At 46.9% G+C, this 17,208-nt stretch carries 18 protein-coding genes; 5 read left to right on the forward strand and 13 right to left on the reverse strand.

Annotated elements, in window-relative coordinates; all coding sequences use genetic code 11:
* Window positions 1-238: 238 nt before the first annotated feature.
* Window positions 239-1,129 (reverse strand): TIGR01777 family oxidoreductase, encoded by an 891-nt coding sequence (locus MHI01_RS10100; RefSeq protein WP_340983028.1) that lies wholly within the window; start codon window positions 1,127-1,129, stop codon window positions 239-241.
* Between the two features lie 116 nt (window positions 1,130-1,245).
* Window positions 1,246-1,767, reverse strand: coding sequence for a hypothetical protein (locus tag MHI01_RS10105; protein ID WP_340983029.1), 522 nt, complete (start codon window positions 1,765-1,767; stop codon window positions 1,246-1,248).
* 167 nt (window positions 1,768-1,934) lie between these two features.
* On the opposite strand from MHI01_RS10105, the gene MHI01_RS10110 reads away from it, so the two are divergent.
* On the forward strand, window positions 1,935-2,309 hold the full coding sequence (locus MHI01_RS10110) for a BlaI/MecI/CopY family transcriptional regulator (RefSeq protein WP_340903135.1): 375 nt from the start codon (window positions 1,935-1,937) through the stop codon (window positions 2,307-2,309).
* 9 nt (window positions 2,310-2,318) lie between these two features.
* A complete protein-coding gene (locus MHI01_RS10115) occupies window positions 2,319-3,647 on the forward strand; it encodes a M56 family metallopeptidase (RefSeq protein ID WP_340983030.1) in 1,329 nt (442 codons plus the stop codon).
* 100 nt (window positions 3,648-3,747) lie between these two features.
* Here the strand turns inward: MHI01_RS10115 and MHI01_RS10120 are convergent, their stop codons facing one another.
* The 3 genes from MHI01_RS10120 to MHI01_RS10130 all read right to left on the reverse strand — a co-directional run bounded on the left by MHI01_RS10120 (window position 3,748) and on the right by MHI01_RS10130 (window position 5,720).
* Window positions 3,748-4,482 (reverse strand): YdcF family protein, encoded by a 735-nt coding sequence (locus MHI01_RS10120; RefSeq protein ID WP_340983031.1) that lies wholly within the window; start codon window positions 4,480-4,482, stop codon window positions 3,748-3,750.
* Between the two features lie 50 nt (window positions 4,483-4,532).
* A complete protein-coding gene (locus MHI01_RS10125) occupies window positions 4,533-4,754 on the reverse strand; it encodes a hypothetical protein (RefSeq protein ID WP_340983032.1) in 222 nt (73 codons plus the stop codon).
* Window positions 4,755-4,874: 120 nt separating this feature from the next.
* Window positions 4,875-5,720 carry an AraC family transcriptional regulator gene (locus tag MHI01_RS10130; protein ID WP_340983033.1) on the reverse strand — a complete coding sequence of 282 codons (846 nt, stop codon included), beginning with the start codon at window positions 5,718-5,720 and terminating at the stop codon, window positions 4,875-4,877.
* Between the two features lie 235 nt (window positions 5,721-5,955).
* Here MHI01_RS10130 and MHI01_RS10135 point away from each other — a divergent pair, with 235 nt between their 5' ends.
* Together MHI01_RS10135 and MHI01_RS10140 are read left to right on the forward strand one after the other, a co-directional pair.
* On the forward strand, window positions 5,956-6,486 hold the full coding sequence (locus MHI01_RS10135; protein WP_036610260.1) for a TetR/AcrR family transcriptional regulator: 531 nt from the start codon (window positions 5,956-5,958) through the stop codon (window positions 6,484-6,486).
* A gap of 88 nt (window positions 6,487-6,574) precedes the next feature.
* Window positions 6,575-7,681, forward strand: a complete 1,107-nt coding sequence (locus MHI01_RS10140) for an MFS transporter (RefSeq protein ID WP_101313291.1) — start codon at window positions 6,575-6,577, stop codon at window positions 7,679-7,681.
* 26 nt (window positions 7,682-7,707) lie between these two features.
* On the opposite strand, the gene MHI01_RS10145 is transcribed toward MHI01_RS10140, so the two are convergent.
* Window positions 7,708-8,316 (reverse strand): DUF1349 domain-containing protein, encoded by a 609-nt coding sequence (locus tag MHI01_RS10145; RefSeq protein ID WP_076318276.1) that lies wholly within the window; start codon window positions 8,314-8,316, stop codon window positions 7,708-7,710.
* A 178-nt stretch (window positions 8,317-8,494) separates the two neighbouring features.
* A complete protein-coding gene (locus MHI01_RS10150) occupies window positions 8,495-9,037 on the reverse strand; it encodes a hypothetical protein (protein ID WP_127544534.1) in 543 nt (180 codons plus the stop codon).
* A gap of 157 nt (window positions 9,038-9,194) precedes the next feature.
* On the opposite strand from MHI01_RS10150, the gene MHI01_RS10155 reads away from it, so the two are divergent.
* Complete coding sequence (locus tag MHI01_RS10155) at window positions 9,195-9,461, forward strand: SunI/YnzG family protein (RefSeq protein ID WP_127544537.1); 267 nt, start codon at window positions 9,195-9,197, stop codon at window positions 9,459-9,461.
* Window positions 9,462-9,608: 147 nt separating this feature from the next.
* On the opposite strand, the gene MHI01_RS10160 is transcribed toward MHI01_RS10155, so the two are convergent.
* The 6 genes from MHI01_RS10160 to MHI01_RS10185 are packed head-to-tail and all read right to left on the reverse strand — an operon-like array spanning window position 9,609 to window position 17,202.
* Entirely contained in the window at window positions 9,609-10,571 is a 963-nt protein-coding gene (locus tag MHI01_RS10160) for a glycosyl hydrolase (protein WP_340983034.1), read from the reverse strand.
* A 28-nt stretch (window positions 10,572-10,599) separates the two neighbouring features.
* On the reverse strand, window positions 10,600-11,610 hold the full coding sequence (locus MHI01_RS10165; RefSeq protein ID WP_340983035.1) for a carbohydrate ABC transporter permease: 1,011 nt from the start codon (window positions 11,608-11,610) through the stop codon (window positions 10,600-10,602).
* Window positions 11,611-11,638: 28 nt separating this feature from the next.
* On the reverse strand, window positions 11,639-12,538 hold the full coding sequence (locus MHI01_RS10170) for a carbohydrate ABC transporter permease (protein ID WP_074094247.1): 900 nt from the start codon (window positions 12,536-12,538) through the stop codon (window positions 11,639-11,641).
* A complete protein-coding gene (locus MHI01_RS10175; RefSeq protein ID WP_340983036.1) occupies window positions 12,535-15,120 on the reverse strand; it encodes a DUF5696 domain-containing protein in 2,586 nt (861 codons plus the stop codon). The genes MHI01_RS10170 and MHI01_RS10175 overlap by 4 nt, the downstream gene beginning before the upstream one ends.
* Window positions 15,121-15,134: 14 nt before the next feature.
* Window positions 15,135-15,755 (reverse strand): YIP1 family protein, encoded by a 621-nt coding sequence (locus tag MHI01_RS10180; protein ID WP_074094245.1) that lies wholly within the window; start codon window positions 15,753-15,755, stop codon window positions 15,135-15,137.
* Window positions 15,736-17,202, reverse strand: coding sequence for an NHL repeat-containing protein (locus MHI01_RS10185; protein WP_340983037.1), 1,467 nt, complete (start codon window positions 17,200-17,202; stop codon window positions 15,736-15,738). Before MHI01_RS10185 ends, MHI01_RS10180 begins: the two co-directional genes overlap by 20 nt.
* Window positions 17,203-17,208: the final 6 nt, after the last annotated feature.

Below are 17,208 nucleotides of genomic sequence, written 5' to 3' on the forward strand. Positions count from 1 at the left end.
ACAACTTTCCAATCGCTGTTATCCCCAGATTTTTTTGATTCCCTTCTTAAAAAGGGAAAATCCGGGGATAAGCATATGCTTCCGATGCAGCTTTCTTTCAGAAAGCTTTTAGGCGAACGCTTCGCTTCTTCAAGTTATTTCTGTCCTCTCCGTTATCGTGTAAATGTTTAGTTGAACATATATAACAAAAGGGCAGATGCCTCTGCCCTTCCTGTTGTGTTTTCTTTTGTATGAAGTGTCATTTCTTCTCATTCAAAATCTCGGCAAGAGCGGCATCTAGTGTACCGTATGTGAACGTGAAGCCTTCCCTCTCCATTCGCTCGGGAATCACCCAACGGCTTTTGAGAACCAGTTCCGTCTCGGTCTGAATAAAACGTGCGCCCAGTTCAAGCATCCAGCGAGGAGAAGGTAGTCCAATCCGCACACCCATCTGTTCTCTCAGACGCGACATTAGCTCCCGATTCGTCACCGGATGCGGAGAGGACGCATTAAACACACCATTCAAGTGTGGATGCTCCTGCAGATAGATCACCATACGGAACAGATCCTCGATATGAATCCAGCTGAACTGCTGTGTTCCTGCGCCTTGAGATCCTCCCAGTCCAAAACGGACGAGGTTCGTCATGGGCACCATAACGCCACCCTCACCCAGCACAATCGCGATCCGCAGTGCAATCTGACGCGTAGACGGCAGGCTGAATTCAAAGAAAGCCTGTTCCCATGCCTTGGCAACGTCGACCGAGAATCCGGAGCCAATCTCGCCCTCTTTTTCCGTCATGGGACGATCTTCAGCATGTCTGTATATGGTCGCTGTACTCGAATTAATCCATAGTTCGGGAGGATGATTACAAGCCAGGACGGCTTCCCCGAGAATATGCGTTGTCCGGGTTCTGGATTCCAGAATGGCTTTGCGATTCTCATCCGTATAACGGCAGTTCACCGATTTACCTGCCAGGTTAATCAACATTTCTGCTTCTTCCAGTGCCCCTATAATTCCTGCACGATCCTCCCAGGCAATATGACCGGGCTGACGCGAGATAATTAACACCTCGTACCCCAGCTTTCTGAATCTTTGGGCAAAATCCTGTCCGACAAATCCCGTTCCACCAGCTAATACAACCTTCTTCACGGTATCCCCTCATTTCCCATACTGGGTAAAGAACTCGCAAGATATAGATTGGAATGTTTCTATGCATGCAAAATGCAGATATTAGATTAACACCGCCGGTGACCCGTTGGTTTGATTTATTTCGCACCCAGAGCTACGTACAAGCGATCCCGCTCTTCGATAGCCCATGCGTTTGCAGGGTTTTGTTCCAGTTGATATCGGAGTTCATCATAAAAATCATGGATCATGAATCCGTCCGGCAAGTTCCCAAGCATCGCTGTGAAGTTGTACTCTGGCAGTGTTCTCTTTCCTTCGCTGATCTGCTTCAGCCAGTCCATCCACTTTGCAAGAGTAAGCACTTCCTCCTGCCATAACTCAGCCTGTAACCCAAGCGCATCCTGAAGTTGCTCGTACGCCAATGGATCGGCGAAGACCCGGCAGGCCTGAACAGCTAGTTCGTACAACTCGGTCACTGCACGGAGTACCACATGCTCAAGTTGGACCTCCAAGCCTCCCATGTAATCCTGAACCTGGATGCCCTGTCCATCATCATATAATAGCGGTGCCTGCGCCAACAGGCGTACAATCTCTTCCATCGCTTGCATTGAAACTCGCTTCTGCTCATAGAGAGCAGGTAATTGATATGCTGTAATGATCATTCACTCCTACATCGTTCTTCTATTAATGACCTATATTATAACATGGTTTGGCAATCATCTATCAGGATAACTTGACTATCCACTACAAGTTGTAGTAGTTTATACGTACTACGTAGTGTAGTAATATGATCGTTATGGACGCATAACGATGTTAAGGAGTGTTCACTGTGAACCAGATTCAAAAATTATCCGAAACAGAAATGGAGTTAATGGTTGTTATATGGTCATGCGCCCCACCGGTCACCTCCACAGAACTATTAGACATATTTGCTGAGAAGGGGAAAGCGTGGAAAGCACAGACCATGTCTACCTTTCTGTCACGGTTGGTGGATAAAGGCGCTCTTACCGTTACGAGACGTGGACGGACCAATGATTATGAGCCTCTTCTAAAGCCCGAAGATTACAAACTACAGGAAACGCAGCACGTTCTTGATGGACTGTATCAAGGTTCAGTTAAAAATTTGGTTTCGGCCATGTATGACGGTGACAAGCTTTCAGACAATGACATTTCAGAACTGAAAAAATGGCTTTCGGAAAAGTAGGTGCAGATTATGAATATCTTTTTTGAGATTCTGTGCAGCCTGACCGTGGCGGGAAGTATCGTTTCTGTTTGTATTTTGGCACTACGACTTATACCCGTATCTGTTTTTCCGACCAAGTGGCTCTACAGACTCGGTAAACTGGCTATCTTGTTTTATCTGTTCCCGGTATCTCTTGGAATTTCATGGCTTTTGGATATTGCATTCCAAACGACATCAACTATACCGGGTACGGAGAATGCAGCAGCTTCGGGTGTACTTGCAGGAACGTTTATCCCGGAACAAACCATTTCGGTAACCACAGCCTGGTTCTTGTTATGCGTCTGGGGCATTGGAGTCATTGGTTTTTCTGCATGGCAGGTGTACTGTTATCGGAGATTTCTGAATGAATTATCTCGTACACGTACCCCAGTCCTCTGTCATAGTGAAGCAGCTGTACAGCTACCATTAATCAAAGAGGCTTTGGGTCTCAAACGTAATATCACGCTTGCTCACAGCACGCTAGTACGAAGCCCTATACTGGTTGGCTTGTTTAAACCAACGATATATCTGCCACCCGAAAATACGGTGAAAATGGACATCAGCATGGTAATTCATCATGAGTTGGTACATCTAAAACATAAAGATCTGTGGGTCAAAGCTTTGACCTTGGGGGTTAGTGCCCTGCACTGGTTCAATCCCCTGATTCATATCATTCGCCGGGACATTCATACCTGGAGCGAGTTGGCTTGTGATGAAGATGTGGTGAAAGAGATGTCCCACGAAGAACGAAGACGATATGGTGAGACAATTTTAAATGTGATGGCGGGAACCAAGAAAATGCCTGCTCAATTTTGTTCGTCCCTATCGGGTGAAGGCAAACAATTAAAAAGGAGATTGATGATTATGTTTAATGTAAAGAAACTGAAAAAGAAACATTGGATGTTAAGTATGGGAGCCCTCCTGCTTATTACAGGTGTAAGTACGTCCACCGCCGTATGGGCATCAAACCACACAGTTAAAGTGGAGGCTGAGGCTTCTGAAGCTGTGACTGTTCCTTCTACGGGTGGATCTTCTGAAATCGCAGCTTCTCCCAACAAGGTTGGAATTTCCGAAGCTGTAACTGCTCCTTCTACTTCCGAAACTCCTGAGATCGTGGCTCTCCCTGAGGATGAAGTTTCCGAAGCTGTGCCAGTTCCGTCTGCTACTGTACCTTCTACTACTGTTCCATCTACTACTGAACCTTCTGAGGCTAAAGTTGTAGAATCAGCCACTGTTCCTTTTACCGGTGAATCTCCTGAAATGGTAGCTCTCCCTGGGGATAAGGTTTCAGTAACTGTACCTGCTCCTTCAGAAAAATAACCTATCGTTAAGAAGCAATAGCCATCCTTATATGGAAACAGGACGAAGCATAGATCATAGATCTCCGCTTCGTCCTGTTTCCGTTTTTCTGTCATGTGCATTAGAGAAATGTTTTGATCGTAGCAAAATATTCGCGGATCATGTTGACGGGTTTCAGATAACCCGGTGACGGAGCCGATATGCCGTATTCTGCTGCATAACCGTTCTTGGCAGCGATGTATTTGGAACGGAACATATGATAGTCACTGGTGACAATCATGATCTCAGGGTGCTCTAACCCCGATTGAAGAATGATTTTTTTGGAAAAGGCCAAATTCTCCTGTGTACTTGTGGAGCGATTTTCCATAATCACTTGGGCGGGGTTAATCCCCTGTTCAATCAGATAGTTTTTCATAGCGAGCGCTTCAGGAATCGATTCTCCAGGTCCCTGCCCACCCGATACAATGACCGGTGTCTGAGGGTGGCTGCGAATGTAGTCCAGACTGGCATCCAACCTTTGCTTCAGGGTCAATGACAATTCCGTTCCTCTGATGCCTGAACCCAGAATAATGACATAGTCCGCTTCTTCCGGATCATTCGAACCAAGCTGTGTGAATACAAGGGCTTCGATAATGACAAAAGAGACGACAGCCACGCTAATTCCGGTAAGGATAATCCGTTTCAGAATAACATGCTTCTGATAGTCAATCCGTCTTAGAACGATAAAAGCCACCGTGATCATTCCGAAAAACATGACTGGGAATCTTTGGCCCCAGAAGGCCAGGAACGCCACAAAACATGCCAACAGGACAAGATCAATGATCAGTCCATTTTTGTGTAAGAACTTTTTTATCAAATCCGTAGACACTCCTTCTTGTACCCGTTATTCCGCAAATCACTTATTATTCAATAATTACGAATATATCCTGCACCTATGTAACTTTGAGGCAAATGGAGACTACGAACTCTCCGCAGGTCATGCATTAATTGCTCGTGTTTGATGATCGTCTGAATGAATGGGTTCTCATATAACATATCTGCCTCCTGCGGTTTACCTCGTTGTCCTCTTATTGCTGTTAACCTTCGTTCCAATATATCATGTTTACCTGGCTGCAATAAAATGAACAACGCTTGAACATCCTCTGTACAACTTCGAACTCTAATTAATCACAACCAAATAACCCATAAACAGCTTCGGTTATCCGAATGTTTATGGGCGACAATGATCGAGTTTGAAACGGTTAAAATTTATTTAATCGGTATCCAGATTTGTGGCGGTTGATGGGGGCCCGGGTATACTTCCAGCTCCGGCATATATGCGTGCTCATAAGGGTTGGATGGAAACCATTCCGAAATAATCCGTTTCCACAGAAGCTGCATACTCTCCGGCATCGGGCCTTCTACTTCAAATACACTCCATTTGGAAGCAGGCATGGTGAAGCTTGATAATCCTTCCGGTACTTCACCATCGTAAGCCGTAGCAATCCAGTATTGCATCTGTTTCTCCTGAATTTCGCTCTGATCCACAACGACGCCAAGTAACCCTGGAATATTCCCATTGTTCAGTTCAAACAAACGATCCTCTGTACCGCTTGCCCACGCTTCCTGCCACATCTTCCCGATACCTTGCAGATGTTCTCCATCTGCATATGAGAAAGTTTGCTCTACTCCGACCAACGTAAATTCAGGATGTTCAACAATTTTATATTTCATCGGCTCTGCTCCTTTTAGACTCACTTGAATCACCAGACGATTATACGATTGGACAGCGTTACTATTCTTACGAGCCTCACTGGGTGCGATCCCATGTTGTCTACGAAATGCTTTGGAGAAAGATTCCGGTGTGTCGTAACCGTATTTAAATGCCAGATCAATGATTTTGTGATCACTTTGAAGCAGCTCATGTGCCGCCAGTGTCAATCGTCTGCGTTTTATGTATTCGCCTACAGTAACATCTGTTAATAAGGCAAAGGTACGCTGAAAATGAAAAGGAGAGATATGGGCCTGCGCTGCAATCTGCTCCATCGTCATATTTTCGAGTAAGTGGTCTTCCATATATTGAATAGCGACCTGTAATGCGTTGATCCAGTTCATGTAATAATCACTCCTTGATGTCTAATATAACGGATAAACCACCCAAAAACCTGTCATGTTGTGCTCTCATATGTCCGGTTAATGTGCAACGACGTTGTTCATATAACGCCCTGCCCAGGCTTTGAACTAACCAAAGACAAGAGGAGTCACAACATTTGACAATGTAAAAGATATATTATAGCCTACAAGTATAATGATCGTTCTATCTTATTTTGAAGGGAGAGTATCACTGATCATGAGCAGCAAAAAGGAAATGCTTTTGAACGTGGCTGAAGAATTATTCTACCTCCACGGCTTCCATTCCATCGGCTTGAAGCGGATTATCACGGATGCCGGGATTGCCATCATGACGTTATATAATCATTTTGAGTCCAAGGATGATCTCATTGTCCAGGTACTCTTACGACGCGAACAGCGTTATTTAGAACAGCTCAGGCAATATGCAGACAATAAAGCACAACCTATGTTCCTCAATCTGGCTGAAGGACATGCAACCTGGTTGAAAGAACACGAATCAAGAGGTTGCTTATTTTTACGCGCCAAAGAAGAATTCGGAGGTCATGCGGACCATATCATCGTGCAGACAGTAAATGCGCACAAAAGACATATGCGAACTTTAATCCAAACATTGGCGCCTGTTGCAAGTGATCGAGATCTATTGCGATTCTCCCTGCTGCTGGAGGGTTCCACGGCACTTGCTGAGACAGAAAATGTAAATGACGTCTGCCTTGAACTGATCCATATGACGCAGACCAGTTTCAAATAAAGCTATTCCGGGTGAGTTAATATTTCAACTCACTTTTTTATTTAATAAGAAATATAATGATCGTTCTATCTAAAAGGCGGTGGATTTAATGAAAAAAATTATCTTTCCAGGCATTGCACTTATCGCTGTATGTTATGCATTCGGGCGATTCAGTTATGGATTGTTTATGCCGGAAATTTCGGAAGCCTTACAATTAAATGATGCAGCCTCTGGCGCGATTAACTCAGGAACGTATATTGCCTACTGTCTGTCCCTTCTAACTGCACCACTGTTGATTAATCGCAAGGGACATCATTATGTCATTCAATTGGCAGGGATCAGCGCAGTGCTCGGATTAACCGGCATCGCCTTGGCTCAGAATGCATGGGTTCTTACATTTAGTATATTTCTAGCCGGTTTGAGTACAGGCTGGGCCTCTCCAGCCCTCGGTAACACGGTTAATGCCGAGCTTGCTCCCGAGCTACAAGCAAGAGGCAACAGCTGGATTAACACAGGGACCAGCTTCGGAATTGTAATATCAGGTCCACTCTACTGGCTGTTCACGGATTACTGGCGTCTAACCTACATCCTGTTTGCTGTAATCGGTGTTGTGGTTCTTTTGTGGAACAGACGTGTTATTCCGGCAACCAAGACACTGCCTTGTACCAAGTCTCTCTGGACATGTATGAAACCTACCAGACCAGGGTCTGCTCTGCTCATGGCTTGTCTGTTGACAGGTTTCAGTTCTGCAATCTACTGGACCTTTGCCCGGAACTTCCTCACAGACGAGAAAGGGGCCTCCGATTCGGAAGCCGTGTTGTTCTGGATTGTGATGGGGGTTATGGGGATACTCGGTGGATGCGCTGGTCGCATTATTGAACGGTTCGAGATTGGGTGGTCCTACCGAATAGGCATACTTTTATTGGCTATTTCGCTCGGGGTTATCCTTCTGCCTTCAATGACTGCCAGTCTCATCTCTGCGATCATATTTGGCAGCACGTATATTTTCCTGACCAGTGTATTTATCGTTTGGGCGACGAGACTATTCAGTCCAAATGTGTCCATCGGAATTAGCCTTGCCTTTCTCGCGCTGGGTGTTGGGCAATTTCTTGGCTCATCCATGGCAGGGTATACGATCGAAGTGTTTTCCAATACAACGGCATTTCTGGCCTTTGCTATACTCGGTCTGTTCGGAATGTTAATTCGGGTGAAATAAATGACAAAACAACCTTCTGATCCCTGTTATTTTACCCGGCGAACACTTCCGGTCACTCCATGTTGAAGCTGTACGTCTGTAAAAGTAACCGTGGTCCCTTGCCCAATGGGGGATTGGGCCACAATGCCAACTTTGATCTCTTCCGCGCAGTCGAGTCCGAAATAACGAACCAGCTTCCACTTCTCTCCATCCTGAGAATAATGGAAAGCAAAGCTGTTGCCTGCCCGGGCTACACGTAAATAAGGCTTGTTAACGTCTACGGGTGCTGATACACAATCATCCGAGTTACCACGAGTAACGACACTAAGAATAGACGGCTGTTCTTCAAAATATTCGAAGCAGACTTTAGCCCAATTCGTATCGTCCACCCTCACCATCAGGCAGCCTGAGTCATACTGTTCTTTCATGTCGACCTGTACTCGAGTGACGATGCTGAAATCTCCCTTGACTATCGTATGTAAAAATGGAGCTGAAGCTTTCACCGGCTCACCTCCCGGATCAATGAAAAAGTCACTGATTGGCGAAACGGTTATCGTTACTTTGCCGTCTTCAATGGACCAATCTGCTGGCTCGTTCAGCCATCTCAGGTTGGCAGATAATGTTTGACCTGAACAATGTTCGAATAGATTCGTCATGTGGCACACCCTTTGTGTTGGAGTATAAGTTCTCTAATTTCTCTATTTGTATTCGATATATATCATGGTTAATCCTGTATGTTTTACTCAAATATCCCACCCTCGATATCGTACACTGATATCTCCGCATGATCACTTCTTGCGATCGATAATAAAATCAAAAATCTTCATAACGAGCTCAGTCACGTGTGGAAGGTTGGATAATACGTTCGTCCCAGACTTGTACCTCAATATATCGTTCCGGCCCCTTATCACCTTTACGGTTCCATTCCTGAGGCCAACCATAGAACTGAATAACTTCCATGATTTCATCCTTGGTATAGATCTGCTTACGATAAGGTTTAGCATCGTCAAACCTCATTGTTGGAAACAAGTCCCCGTAGGTAAAACTCACAACTTCAACTGGAAGGTCACCCCATGGAATGATTACATGATCGGGTTCTGAATACCAGGACAACAGCCACTCGCATGCACCGAGCGTCATATAATGGGGATATGATTGTACCGGCTTCCCACCTTTGGCAACAAACTGCTCATAAGCCCTTTGTTCAAGTGTTCTGCGAATTGTCATGTAATCTGCGGGTCGCCGACTTGCAAAGTTCCGTCCCTGAAGACGAATCTTCTGGGTAACTGTTTCTGCTTCATCCGCAGACAGGCTGGAGAGATTTCTGAAAGGACCAAGACTTTGTTCAAAATAATGATAGGCATTCCAGTCGTTCATACATTCTCCTCCTTTGCACAGGATAGAATTGGACTTTCGAAATCAGTTGATAGAAACCATCACTCTTTATTATTAATAAGGTAATTTTATCCAAAATATGATAAACTGGACATACGAGATTACTTCAATAATTTGAATCACAACAGGAGGTCATCCTATGTTTGGTGTTAACGTGAAAAAAGTAGAAGATCAACTGGTCATCCGGTGGCAGTTTTCCAAAATTGAAATTCCCATCGCACATATCACATCGGTCACCCTGGATGATACGTACGGTGGTAGCGAACCATCCGCCATTCGGATCGGTCCAGTTAATGGCACAAGCGAAAGGATTCTGATCCGCACGGTTAATCAATCGTACATTTTATTCACTTCCAGCGTGACTTTACATACCAATATCCAAGCTATGTTGCACCCGTCAAACTAGATGGTTGTTCAACTTCTAATGTTTCAGGGGTGATGGGTTCCATTAACAAATGTGCGCTACCAACAAATGAAGCGTTAGTATTCGCATGAATTCTTACAGCGAATACTAACGCTTCATTGATTCCAATTCAAGTTGGACGTGGGTTTCTTATAGCCAACTCCACTTCGGTAACTGATCGAGCGTAATGACCTCTTTGCTATGGTACAATTCCTTCAAAAACGTTAGTTCATTATGCGTCCCGTCTCTCAGGAATCCACCTGTCCAGGTACAGAACCAACTCCAGTGTACATCCTGTTCCTTCATCTGCTTAGGGTCAGGGATGGAGCCGTTCTCGGCCAGTGCAATGATTTTACTATCCTTCACAAGCTCTCGCAGGTTGGTGTAACGTGCCGCCAGCGGGCTGTGATCTCCCGCTTCCGGATATACATCTACACTCACAATATCCACGATATCATCCCCTGGATACCATTCCGGTTTTTCCGAGTTCCAGACCCAGATAAGATTGTGCAGCTGATGTTCTTGAACCAATCGATCATACAACAAACGATATAACTGTTTGGCAGGTTCGGGGCCTTTCGCTCCCCACCAGAACCAGCCACCCTCCGCTTCATGAAGTGGTCGAAATAATACAGGCACACCAGCATCCTTCAGCTCCTGTAAATGTGTAGCAATAACATCGATATCCCGAATCAATAACTGATATGCTTCCGATTCAGTATCAGCTATCGCGGAGGCAAGGTCATAGGTTGTCGCGTCCGTATAGAACCCCCGCCACCACTCTTTACCTGGTTCATCGATCAGATCCGTCGGTGCGTTCCAGTGCCAGCATAGCGTCACGATCCCGCCTTGTTTGTGCCAGTCTATCGCATCCCGAATCTCCTGGGAGACCGCACCGCGCTCTGTTCTTGATGGCGAATATTCCATGAGATCAAAGCCAATCACAGCTGGCTTTCGTCCCGTATTTTCATTAATCCAGTTGAGATTTCCATAGTCCTGCTGGCCTGACAACATCCCGTTTCCATAACGTTCAACCAGGAACGCCATCAGTTCTTTTGCTTCGGGAGTTGCTGCTTTATTCACCGGAACTCTGTTGATCTCACGCACTGTCATCTCTACACCTCCAATTGGATTTACCATGTTAACCCACTACACCAGAACGTTCAATGCTCTCAACGAAATAACGCTGAACAAACAGATACAAAATAATTAACGGTGCAATCGCCAGCAAAATGCCTGTATCCACAATCATCGCCACATAATTCGGATCGGCCTTGATGCCCGAGTTCGAACCAAAGCCCATCAGTTGCGGAATCAATTGGTTCGCCTGAGCCGGTAAAGAAGCCACCTTCAGTGAAATCAGTGGACTTTCACTCATGAATAACGCCGAATAAAAGGTATCGTTATACTGCCATACAAACGAGAACAAAATGACCGTAATCAGCGGCGAGATTGCATTGGGCAGCATGATTCGAGCAAACGTTTTGAATCCACCTGCACCGTCAATCAATGCAGCCTCCTCGATTTCCTTTGGCATGCCCTTGAAGAACTGACGGAAGATATAGATGAACAGCCCCGCCTTCAGCCCTCCCGCTGTAGCAGCCGTAATCATGGAAGGCCAATACGTATTCAGCAGATTGATGCCATTCTTTCCCGTGAACAACTGGATGATGCCCATAAAGTCAAAGCTGCGGAAATGCAGATACATCGGCACCATGAGCGTACTTGTCGGCACCAGAATCGTCAGAATCACAAGGATGAAGAGTACATTACTACCCGGAAACGAAAACCGGGCAAAGCCATATCCGGCAAGTGCACAGGATATCGCTGTCAGAAGCGTTGTGATGGTAACAAACAATAACGTGTTCGCCAGCAGAGGCAGGTAATCCATCACTTGTGCCGCTAGCCGGATATTATCCAATGTAAAGTGCTGGGGAATCATATAGATCGTTGGATTGTAGATATCCTGTTTCTCCTTAAACGCAACTGACACTTTGAGAAATAACGGGTACAAAATAATAAATGAAATGCCGATGACCAGTGCATATCTGAATATGGAATAGAGAAGGTCCGATGTTTTGTTTCGCACCCGATGCATGTGATAATTCTGCTTCGGAACTACCACCATGCGATCTGTCCCTGATGCAGCCATAATCTGAAGCCTCCCTTAATGTTAACCGTCAGTTGTAGTGAACCCGCCGTGACAAGACCCATCCCACTACGATCAATACAAGACCAATCACCAGTGTGTACAGCCAGGACATCGCCGAGCTTAAGCCAAAGTTCTGGGTTTTGAATGCGGTTTGGTAGATGGCCTGTGTGACTGGACTCCCGGCAAATGAATCAATGATCGTATAGATGACATTTGTCAGAATCAACGGACTGACCATGGGAAATGTAATTTTCCAGAATGATTCATAAGCTGTCGCCCCTTCGATCTTTGCAACCTCATACATCGATCCCGGTACCGATTGCAGTGCAGCGAGGAAGATCAGAATCTGGACGCCAGAGCTGCTAATAATCTCATAGATCCGCATGATGGCTTCTACAATGTAATCCACATAGGCCATCGGCAATCCCACATCCGCCAGCATCCGCACAATGGACACCACATTGAACGAAGCACCGCCATCGGCTGATGCATCCACCGCACTCGCATCCCCCATCAGATTGATTAATCCCGCAGACTCAGCTGCTGCGACTGCACTGGAAGCCAGAATAACCGGCAGGAAAAAGATTGCACGTGCCATTGTTCTGCCTCTGAACTTCTGGTTAAGCAGTGTCGCCGTGAACAAACTGAAGAACAAAATCATCGGCACGTTCAGTACCATCGCTCCAACTGAATCCACCAGAATCCGGTTGAATGTAGCGTCAACCAGAAGCGCATCCTTGAAATTTTTAAATCCAACGAAGTCCAGAACATACCCGCCCGGAGCAACGGATAGATTACTCAGACTGAACCGAATCGATTGCAGGAGTGGTGTGGCAAAGAGGAAGACGAAACCGACCAGCCACGGGGAAATGAATGCAAGTCCAAGCAGCGCTCTCCGTGACTTCAGCGATAATCGAATGGTTCTCATCGGTTCACTCCTCCCACCACATAGTCCGTCCCGCCAACCGTTGTTCCATCCACGGTTACTGCATCCGCATTGTAATTCACAAGGATGGATGTACCCCCAGTATAGGTGATCCGGACAACGTCATCCTGAATGCGTTCATGCTTAAGAATCTGCTCATTCGCCAGATTTCCCAGCACTTCATTGGCCTGCTTATACAAGGCAACGGCATCATCCACCCAATATGCATACTCCGTTGCGTAAGCCGAATCATAATTCGTCAGCTTCAGCCTGGATGATGGTTCATAGGTCCACTGAAAATATGGAGCTGCCCCAAGCTCCAGACTGCGCAGCAACTGTTTGCGGAGATCCTGATCCCCCGACGTGTTCATTGGAGATGCCGCATAGTTCATGTATCCATGAATGACCATCGCATAAAAAGGAACTTCTTCATCGGTAATATTGAACCGACTCGACCCTGCGGGTGCATTCACAACATGTTGTGCACTTCCCCAAGCGTAGCTATTTGCTGCGGATACCATCAGGTTCGGATAGGACTGTTCCAGCTTGCCCAGTTGCTCCTTCACAATGTTCTTCGCCGTCTCCCGATGAATCACCCGACTATCCCGATAATCTGAAGTCAGGACCTGCCCGAGATCACGAAGGGATAATCCACCAAGGCCCAGTTGATTGAATTTGTCAGCAAACTCACTCACCACATAAGGAAGCTTGGCCGCTGAGAGCAAATAATAGCTGTCCTTACTCTGATCCATGCGATTAAGGGCAGGATTGTATGGATACAGTTCCGCTGTCTCCTTTGTTACAAACCGAGCTGCATCCGAGGAAGGAGCAAAGCGCAAATCATCGTGATACATGTGCTGGAAAGCCACATCCGGGAACAGAGCTCCACCCGACTGCTCCAGCTTAGCTGACAATGCTTGTATCTCGGAACGACTACCTACTTCACTATCCAATTTCACCCGGGTTGGCGTATGATGGCTGAAGCCACCACCGAACCATCCCTGATACCGCATTTGTACGCGGTTCACACCTTCCTGCTGTAACTTCGCCGCCATTTCGGTGGCCTGTTCGTACGTCGTCATGGCTAAGGTGGTCCGATAGGGCACACTCAGGAACGAAGCCTTTTTGTCCACTGCACCAAGCACATCTACATAGAACGGCAACTCCGTCTGTTCTGCGAGCGGCTTCAGTACATCCTGCTCTATTAACTGCTGTTGATACAGGCTGGCCATACCTGAGTAACTGGCATCTTCTCCATGAAGAAAATGATAACGGACCTGAATATCCCCACGGTAAGGCTCTTCGCTAAGCAGCTGAATCTCCTGCATTTTCTGCGAGGTGTACATCTCCAGTTCATCCTCACCCCGCAGGGAGAAGGTTGCATGCACGTGGTTGTAACTGTTCTGCCTGCCTCCAATATCTGCGGAGATACTGGCAATGCCGTCCCCTTTTTCAATCACCGCAAACCAGGCATTCTCCCCGTTCTTCAGACCAAACACAGGCATATACGCGGATTCACTAACCTGAGGACGACTGAGCGAATTATCATTGGGGTCTGCGCCGTACACGCGCTGTACATACTGCTCTTCCTGGGTTTTCCCGTTGTTTAGGTGGATCAGGCTACCGGAACCGTCAGGTACGAGCATGTAACCCTCGCCCTTTGTATCCGCAGCACCGAAGTAAGCGAGCAAATCAATATTCCGAATGCGGTATTGCCCACTTTCTTCTATTTGGCTCAGAGGCACGGTCACAACGAGTGCCCCCTGCTCAAGTCGATATTCCACAGAAATGACGAAGCTAGGCTTATCCGATACAGCTCCGCCTTCGACTCCATTCTCCTGATTGTCAAAAGCCAGATCGTCCGCCGTGTACCCCGCCGTCTCAAAGGCTCCCAACATCTTGTTCAGCACAAGCTGCTTCGAGATCTGACCATCCAGCCGCTCCAGAATATCCGGATTGTTCTTGGTTGGATAATATCGGGCAGATGTGTACCTTGCCACAGTAGCATCCAGCTTGGAAAGCACTTTCTCCTCCAGTCGTTGTTTGCTAATCAGTTTAGGCAGCGCATCAATGCCAAGTGATGTATCACCAAGTGTATAGTTCACCCGTATCCCTTGATCGATCTGCCCCACAGTGAATTGTTTGTTGCTGATACTGGAACTGAAATTCGGAAAGTTCTCCAGTGTGCCCATCGAATCCCGGAAAGACACATTCAACTGGGAGGACAGCACTTCTTTTTCATATGCGGAAGCAAGACCATCCTCAGCCCGTTCTTTCGGGTTGCTATACCAGATCTCTCCACTTTTCCCGTCACGTACTGCAATTTCCGTTGTCTCCTCGTTATAATACAGGGCGAGTCCCTGATCCTCGGCGACCAGCTGCATACCAGGCACACCCTGCGAGGAGTCACTAAGGAACTGTAACGGTTCTTCCGTGACGGGCATGGCTTTGGTTGTCGTATCCAGATAAGCCGCGGCTTCTACGGCAGGAACTCCCCTGTTGTTTATATACAGCAGCCCGGCTGCAATCATGATTACAGCTGTACCACCAGCCAGCACCGTATATAATCGTTGCCTTTTGTTCACGGATGCCGCCTCCTTTAGGTCCGAAAAATCAACTCGCGGTAAATGTTATAACCGAATTCGTACAACTGTTGCAACATGCTGAAGACCAGCGCGCCAAGGAATACGATAATGCCCATCACAATGAGCGTCAGCACCATCGTAATGATTGTTCTAATCACCGTGTACTGGTGTACCGTCATCATGCCAATGAACAGAAGCAGTACAAACCAGAAAAACGCGATACTATTGAACAGATAATAAAAAGCAGTCTCCTCCTGCACCATAAAACGGCTGATCACGATCATTGGGGCATAGATCAGAATAACCGGAATGAGCGAGTAACCTGTCGCCAGAACGATTTCCTTGAACTTGCCTTCCCCTTCCATCAAAGTTGTTACCGCCCAGTTGGCCATGCACCATAGAAAGAAAGGTACTGCAACCGTGGCGATTTCGATGATGCTATTAATCGTACGAGGATCGATGTAATTAACGAGAAATCCTGCGTACTGCTTTTGCAAAACCATCATAACAATGGTAAGCGCCAATGCTGCAAAAGCAACAAACAGCCGTCCCCGGTTATCCGACTTGAGGTCCCAGAATGCATCAATGGGGTGAAAAATGAGATGCAGCGGAAACTTAATGAAATCCTGCTTCACGATCAACCTGCCTCCTCCGTCTCCATTTAACTGCTACCCGGGTCAGGATCAGAATGACAATCAGCGCGATTGCAACGGTCAGGAATGTACCAAAATGTTCTTTCATCATCTCCCGCCGATGCCTCTTGAACGCGACAGAATAACTCTTGCGGTCCATTCCAAGTTCGAAGTAACCTAGCGCTTCCTCGTTTTTCTTCTCCATTAATAAGGACTTGCCGATACCGATATAAGCGATGTCATAGTTGGCATTCAGCTTCAGCACTTCTCTCCATATATTCACGGCCTCCGTGTCCTCGCCCCGATAGTGGAGTACCACCGCTTCATTCACACGGGCACCAAAACGGGTTGGCGCATAAACGACAAGGTTGTTCTTGCCCCGATCCAGAACCAAGTGATGCTCACCCGATTGTTCAATCGCGACAGGTGTTTTGAGCGTGCCCACCTGATTTCCTTTGCCACCGTATATGTAGAGCAGATGACCTTCATCGTCGTACGTGAACACCCGGTTCTGTGTCGCATCCAATACACTGTACATGCCGTCGCCCAGCACTTTCACATCGATCAGTTTGGATGGACCCGGATTGTTGCGGAACCGGATATCGCCTTTGACATCGTAATAACCAAACCGTTTCAGTACATCTTCACCAGACGGGTTAAGCCGCTTGATCGGTTCATTCGAGTCGGGATCAATATTCGTTGCATACACAAATCCTTTGTGGTCAATATCCGCATTGGAGAACTCCGTCGGGACAAACAGGACCATCTGTGCACGCTGGGCTTTGGTGGATAACATGCGCCAGATATATTCGCCGTAGTCCCGCTCCACTTTGTTCGTACCGACGTATCCGATAAATTTCCCACTCTCGTCAAACTGCATGATACCTTCGTAGACCCCTTGCGCCACAACGTACACTCGGCCTACATGGTCAACCGTCAGCTTCAAGGGCTGAAACTGAAATTGGGTCGATAGGATATCGGACTCGGGCTTCGTGATAGTTTGAATCAGCGTCCCCTCTCCATCCAGGACAACCACACGACCGTTGCCCGTATCGGCGACGTATATGCGTTCTTGTTCATCCACGAATAATCCGCCCGGAAGGTTAAAGGTCTCCTTGCTACCATCCATCATGAATCCATCAATGACGCGCAGCAGCTTAAAGTCTGGGTCCAATACAACAATTCGGCTGTTGCCACTATCCAAAATATAGATCAACCCGGAGGGTGAAACGTTCACATCACCAGGGTCTTTAAACTCACTAATGCCGAGATCACGGCCTGATATGGTACGCTCGGGCAGATAGGCATCTGGTGAAGGTACAGCCTCTTTCCAGTAGTTGTAGTTATAACTCTCATACGGCGCCGGGGAGGCCGCCGCAGGCACGGCATTCACCAGCAGCAGAGATACTGCCGCCAGGAGAACAAGCCATCTTTTCACTGTGCGTGCCATATCGTT

It is taken from the genome of Paenibacillus sp. FSL M7-0656 (genome assembly GCF_038003225.1).
GTDB lineage: Bacteria > Bacillota > Bacilli > Paenibacillales > Paenibacillaceae > Paenibacillus > Paenibacillus amylolyticus.

Bases quoted from the DNA above. Each gene is read 5' to 3' on its own strand.
- MHI01_RS10105 (WP_340983029.1), bottom strand. From the start codon at position 1,767: ATGATCATTACAGCATATCAATTACCTGCTCTCTATGAGCAGAAGCGA.
- MHI01_RS10115 (WP_340983030.1), top strand. From the start codon at position 2,319: ATGAATATCTTTTTTGAGATTCTGTGCAGCCTGACCGTGGCGGGAAGT.
- MHI01_RS10130 (WP_340983033.1), bottom strand. From the start codon at position 5,720: ATGAACTGGATCAACGCATTACAGGTCGCTATTCAATATATGGAAGAC.
- MHI01_RS10135 (WP_036610260.1), top strand. From the start codon at position 5,956: ATGAGCAGCAAAAAGGAAATGCTTTTGAACGTGGCTGAAGAATTATTC.
- MHI01_RS10140 (WP_101313291.1), top strand. From the start codon at position 6,575: ATGAAAAAAATTATCTTTCCAGGCATTGCACTTATCGCTGTATGTTAT.
- MHI01_RS10145 (WP_076318276.1), bottom strand. From the start codon at position 8,316: ATGACGAATCTATTCGAACATTGTTCAGGTCAAACATTATCTGCCAAC.
- MHI01_RS10150 (WP_127544534.1), bottom strand. From the start codon at position 9,037: ATGAACGACTGGAATGCCTATCATTATTTTGAACAAAGTCTTGGTCCT.
- MHI01_RS10155 (WP_127544537.1), top strand. From the start codon at position 9,195: ATGTTTGGTGTTAACGTGAAAAAAGTAGAAGATCAACTGGTCATCCGG.
- MHI01_RS10160 (WP_340983034.1), bottom strand. From the start codon at position 10,571: ATGACAGTGCGTGAGATCAACAGAGTTCCGGTGAATAAAGCAGCAACT.
- MHI01_RS10165 (WP_340983035.1), bottom strand. From the start codon at position 11,610: ATGGCTGCATCAGGGACAGATCGCATGGTGGTAGTTCCGAAGCAGAAT.
- MHI01_RS10170 (WP_074094247.1), bottom strand. From the start codon at position 12,538: ATGAGAACCATTCGATTATCGCTGAAGTCACGGAGAGCGCTGCTTGGA.
- MHI01_RS10185 (WP_340983037.1), bottom strand. From the start codon at position 17,202: ATGGCACGCACAGTGAAAAGATGGCTTGTTCTCCTGGCGGCAGTATCT.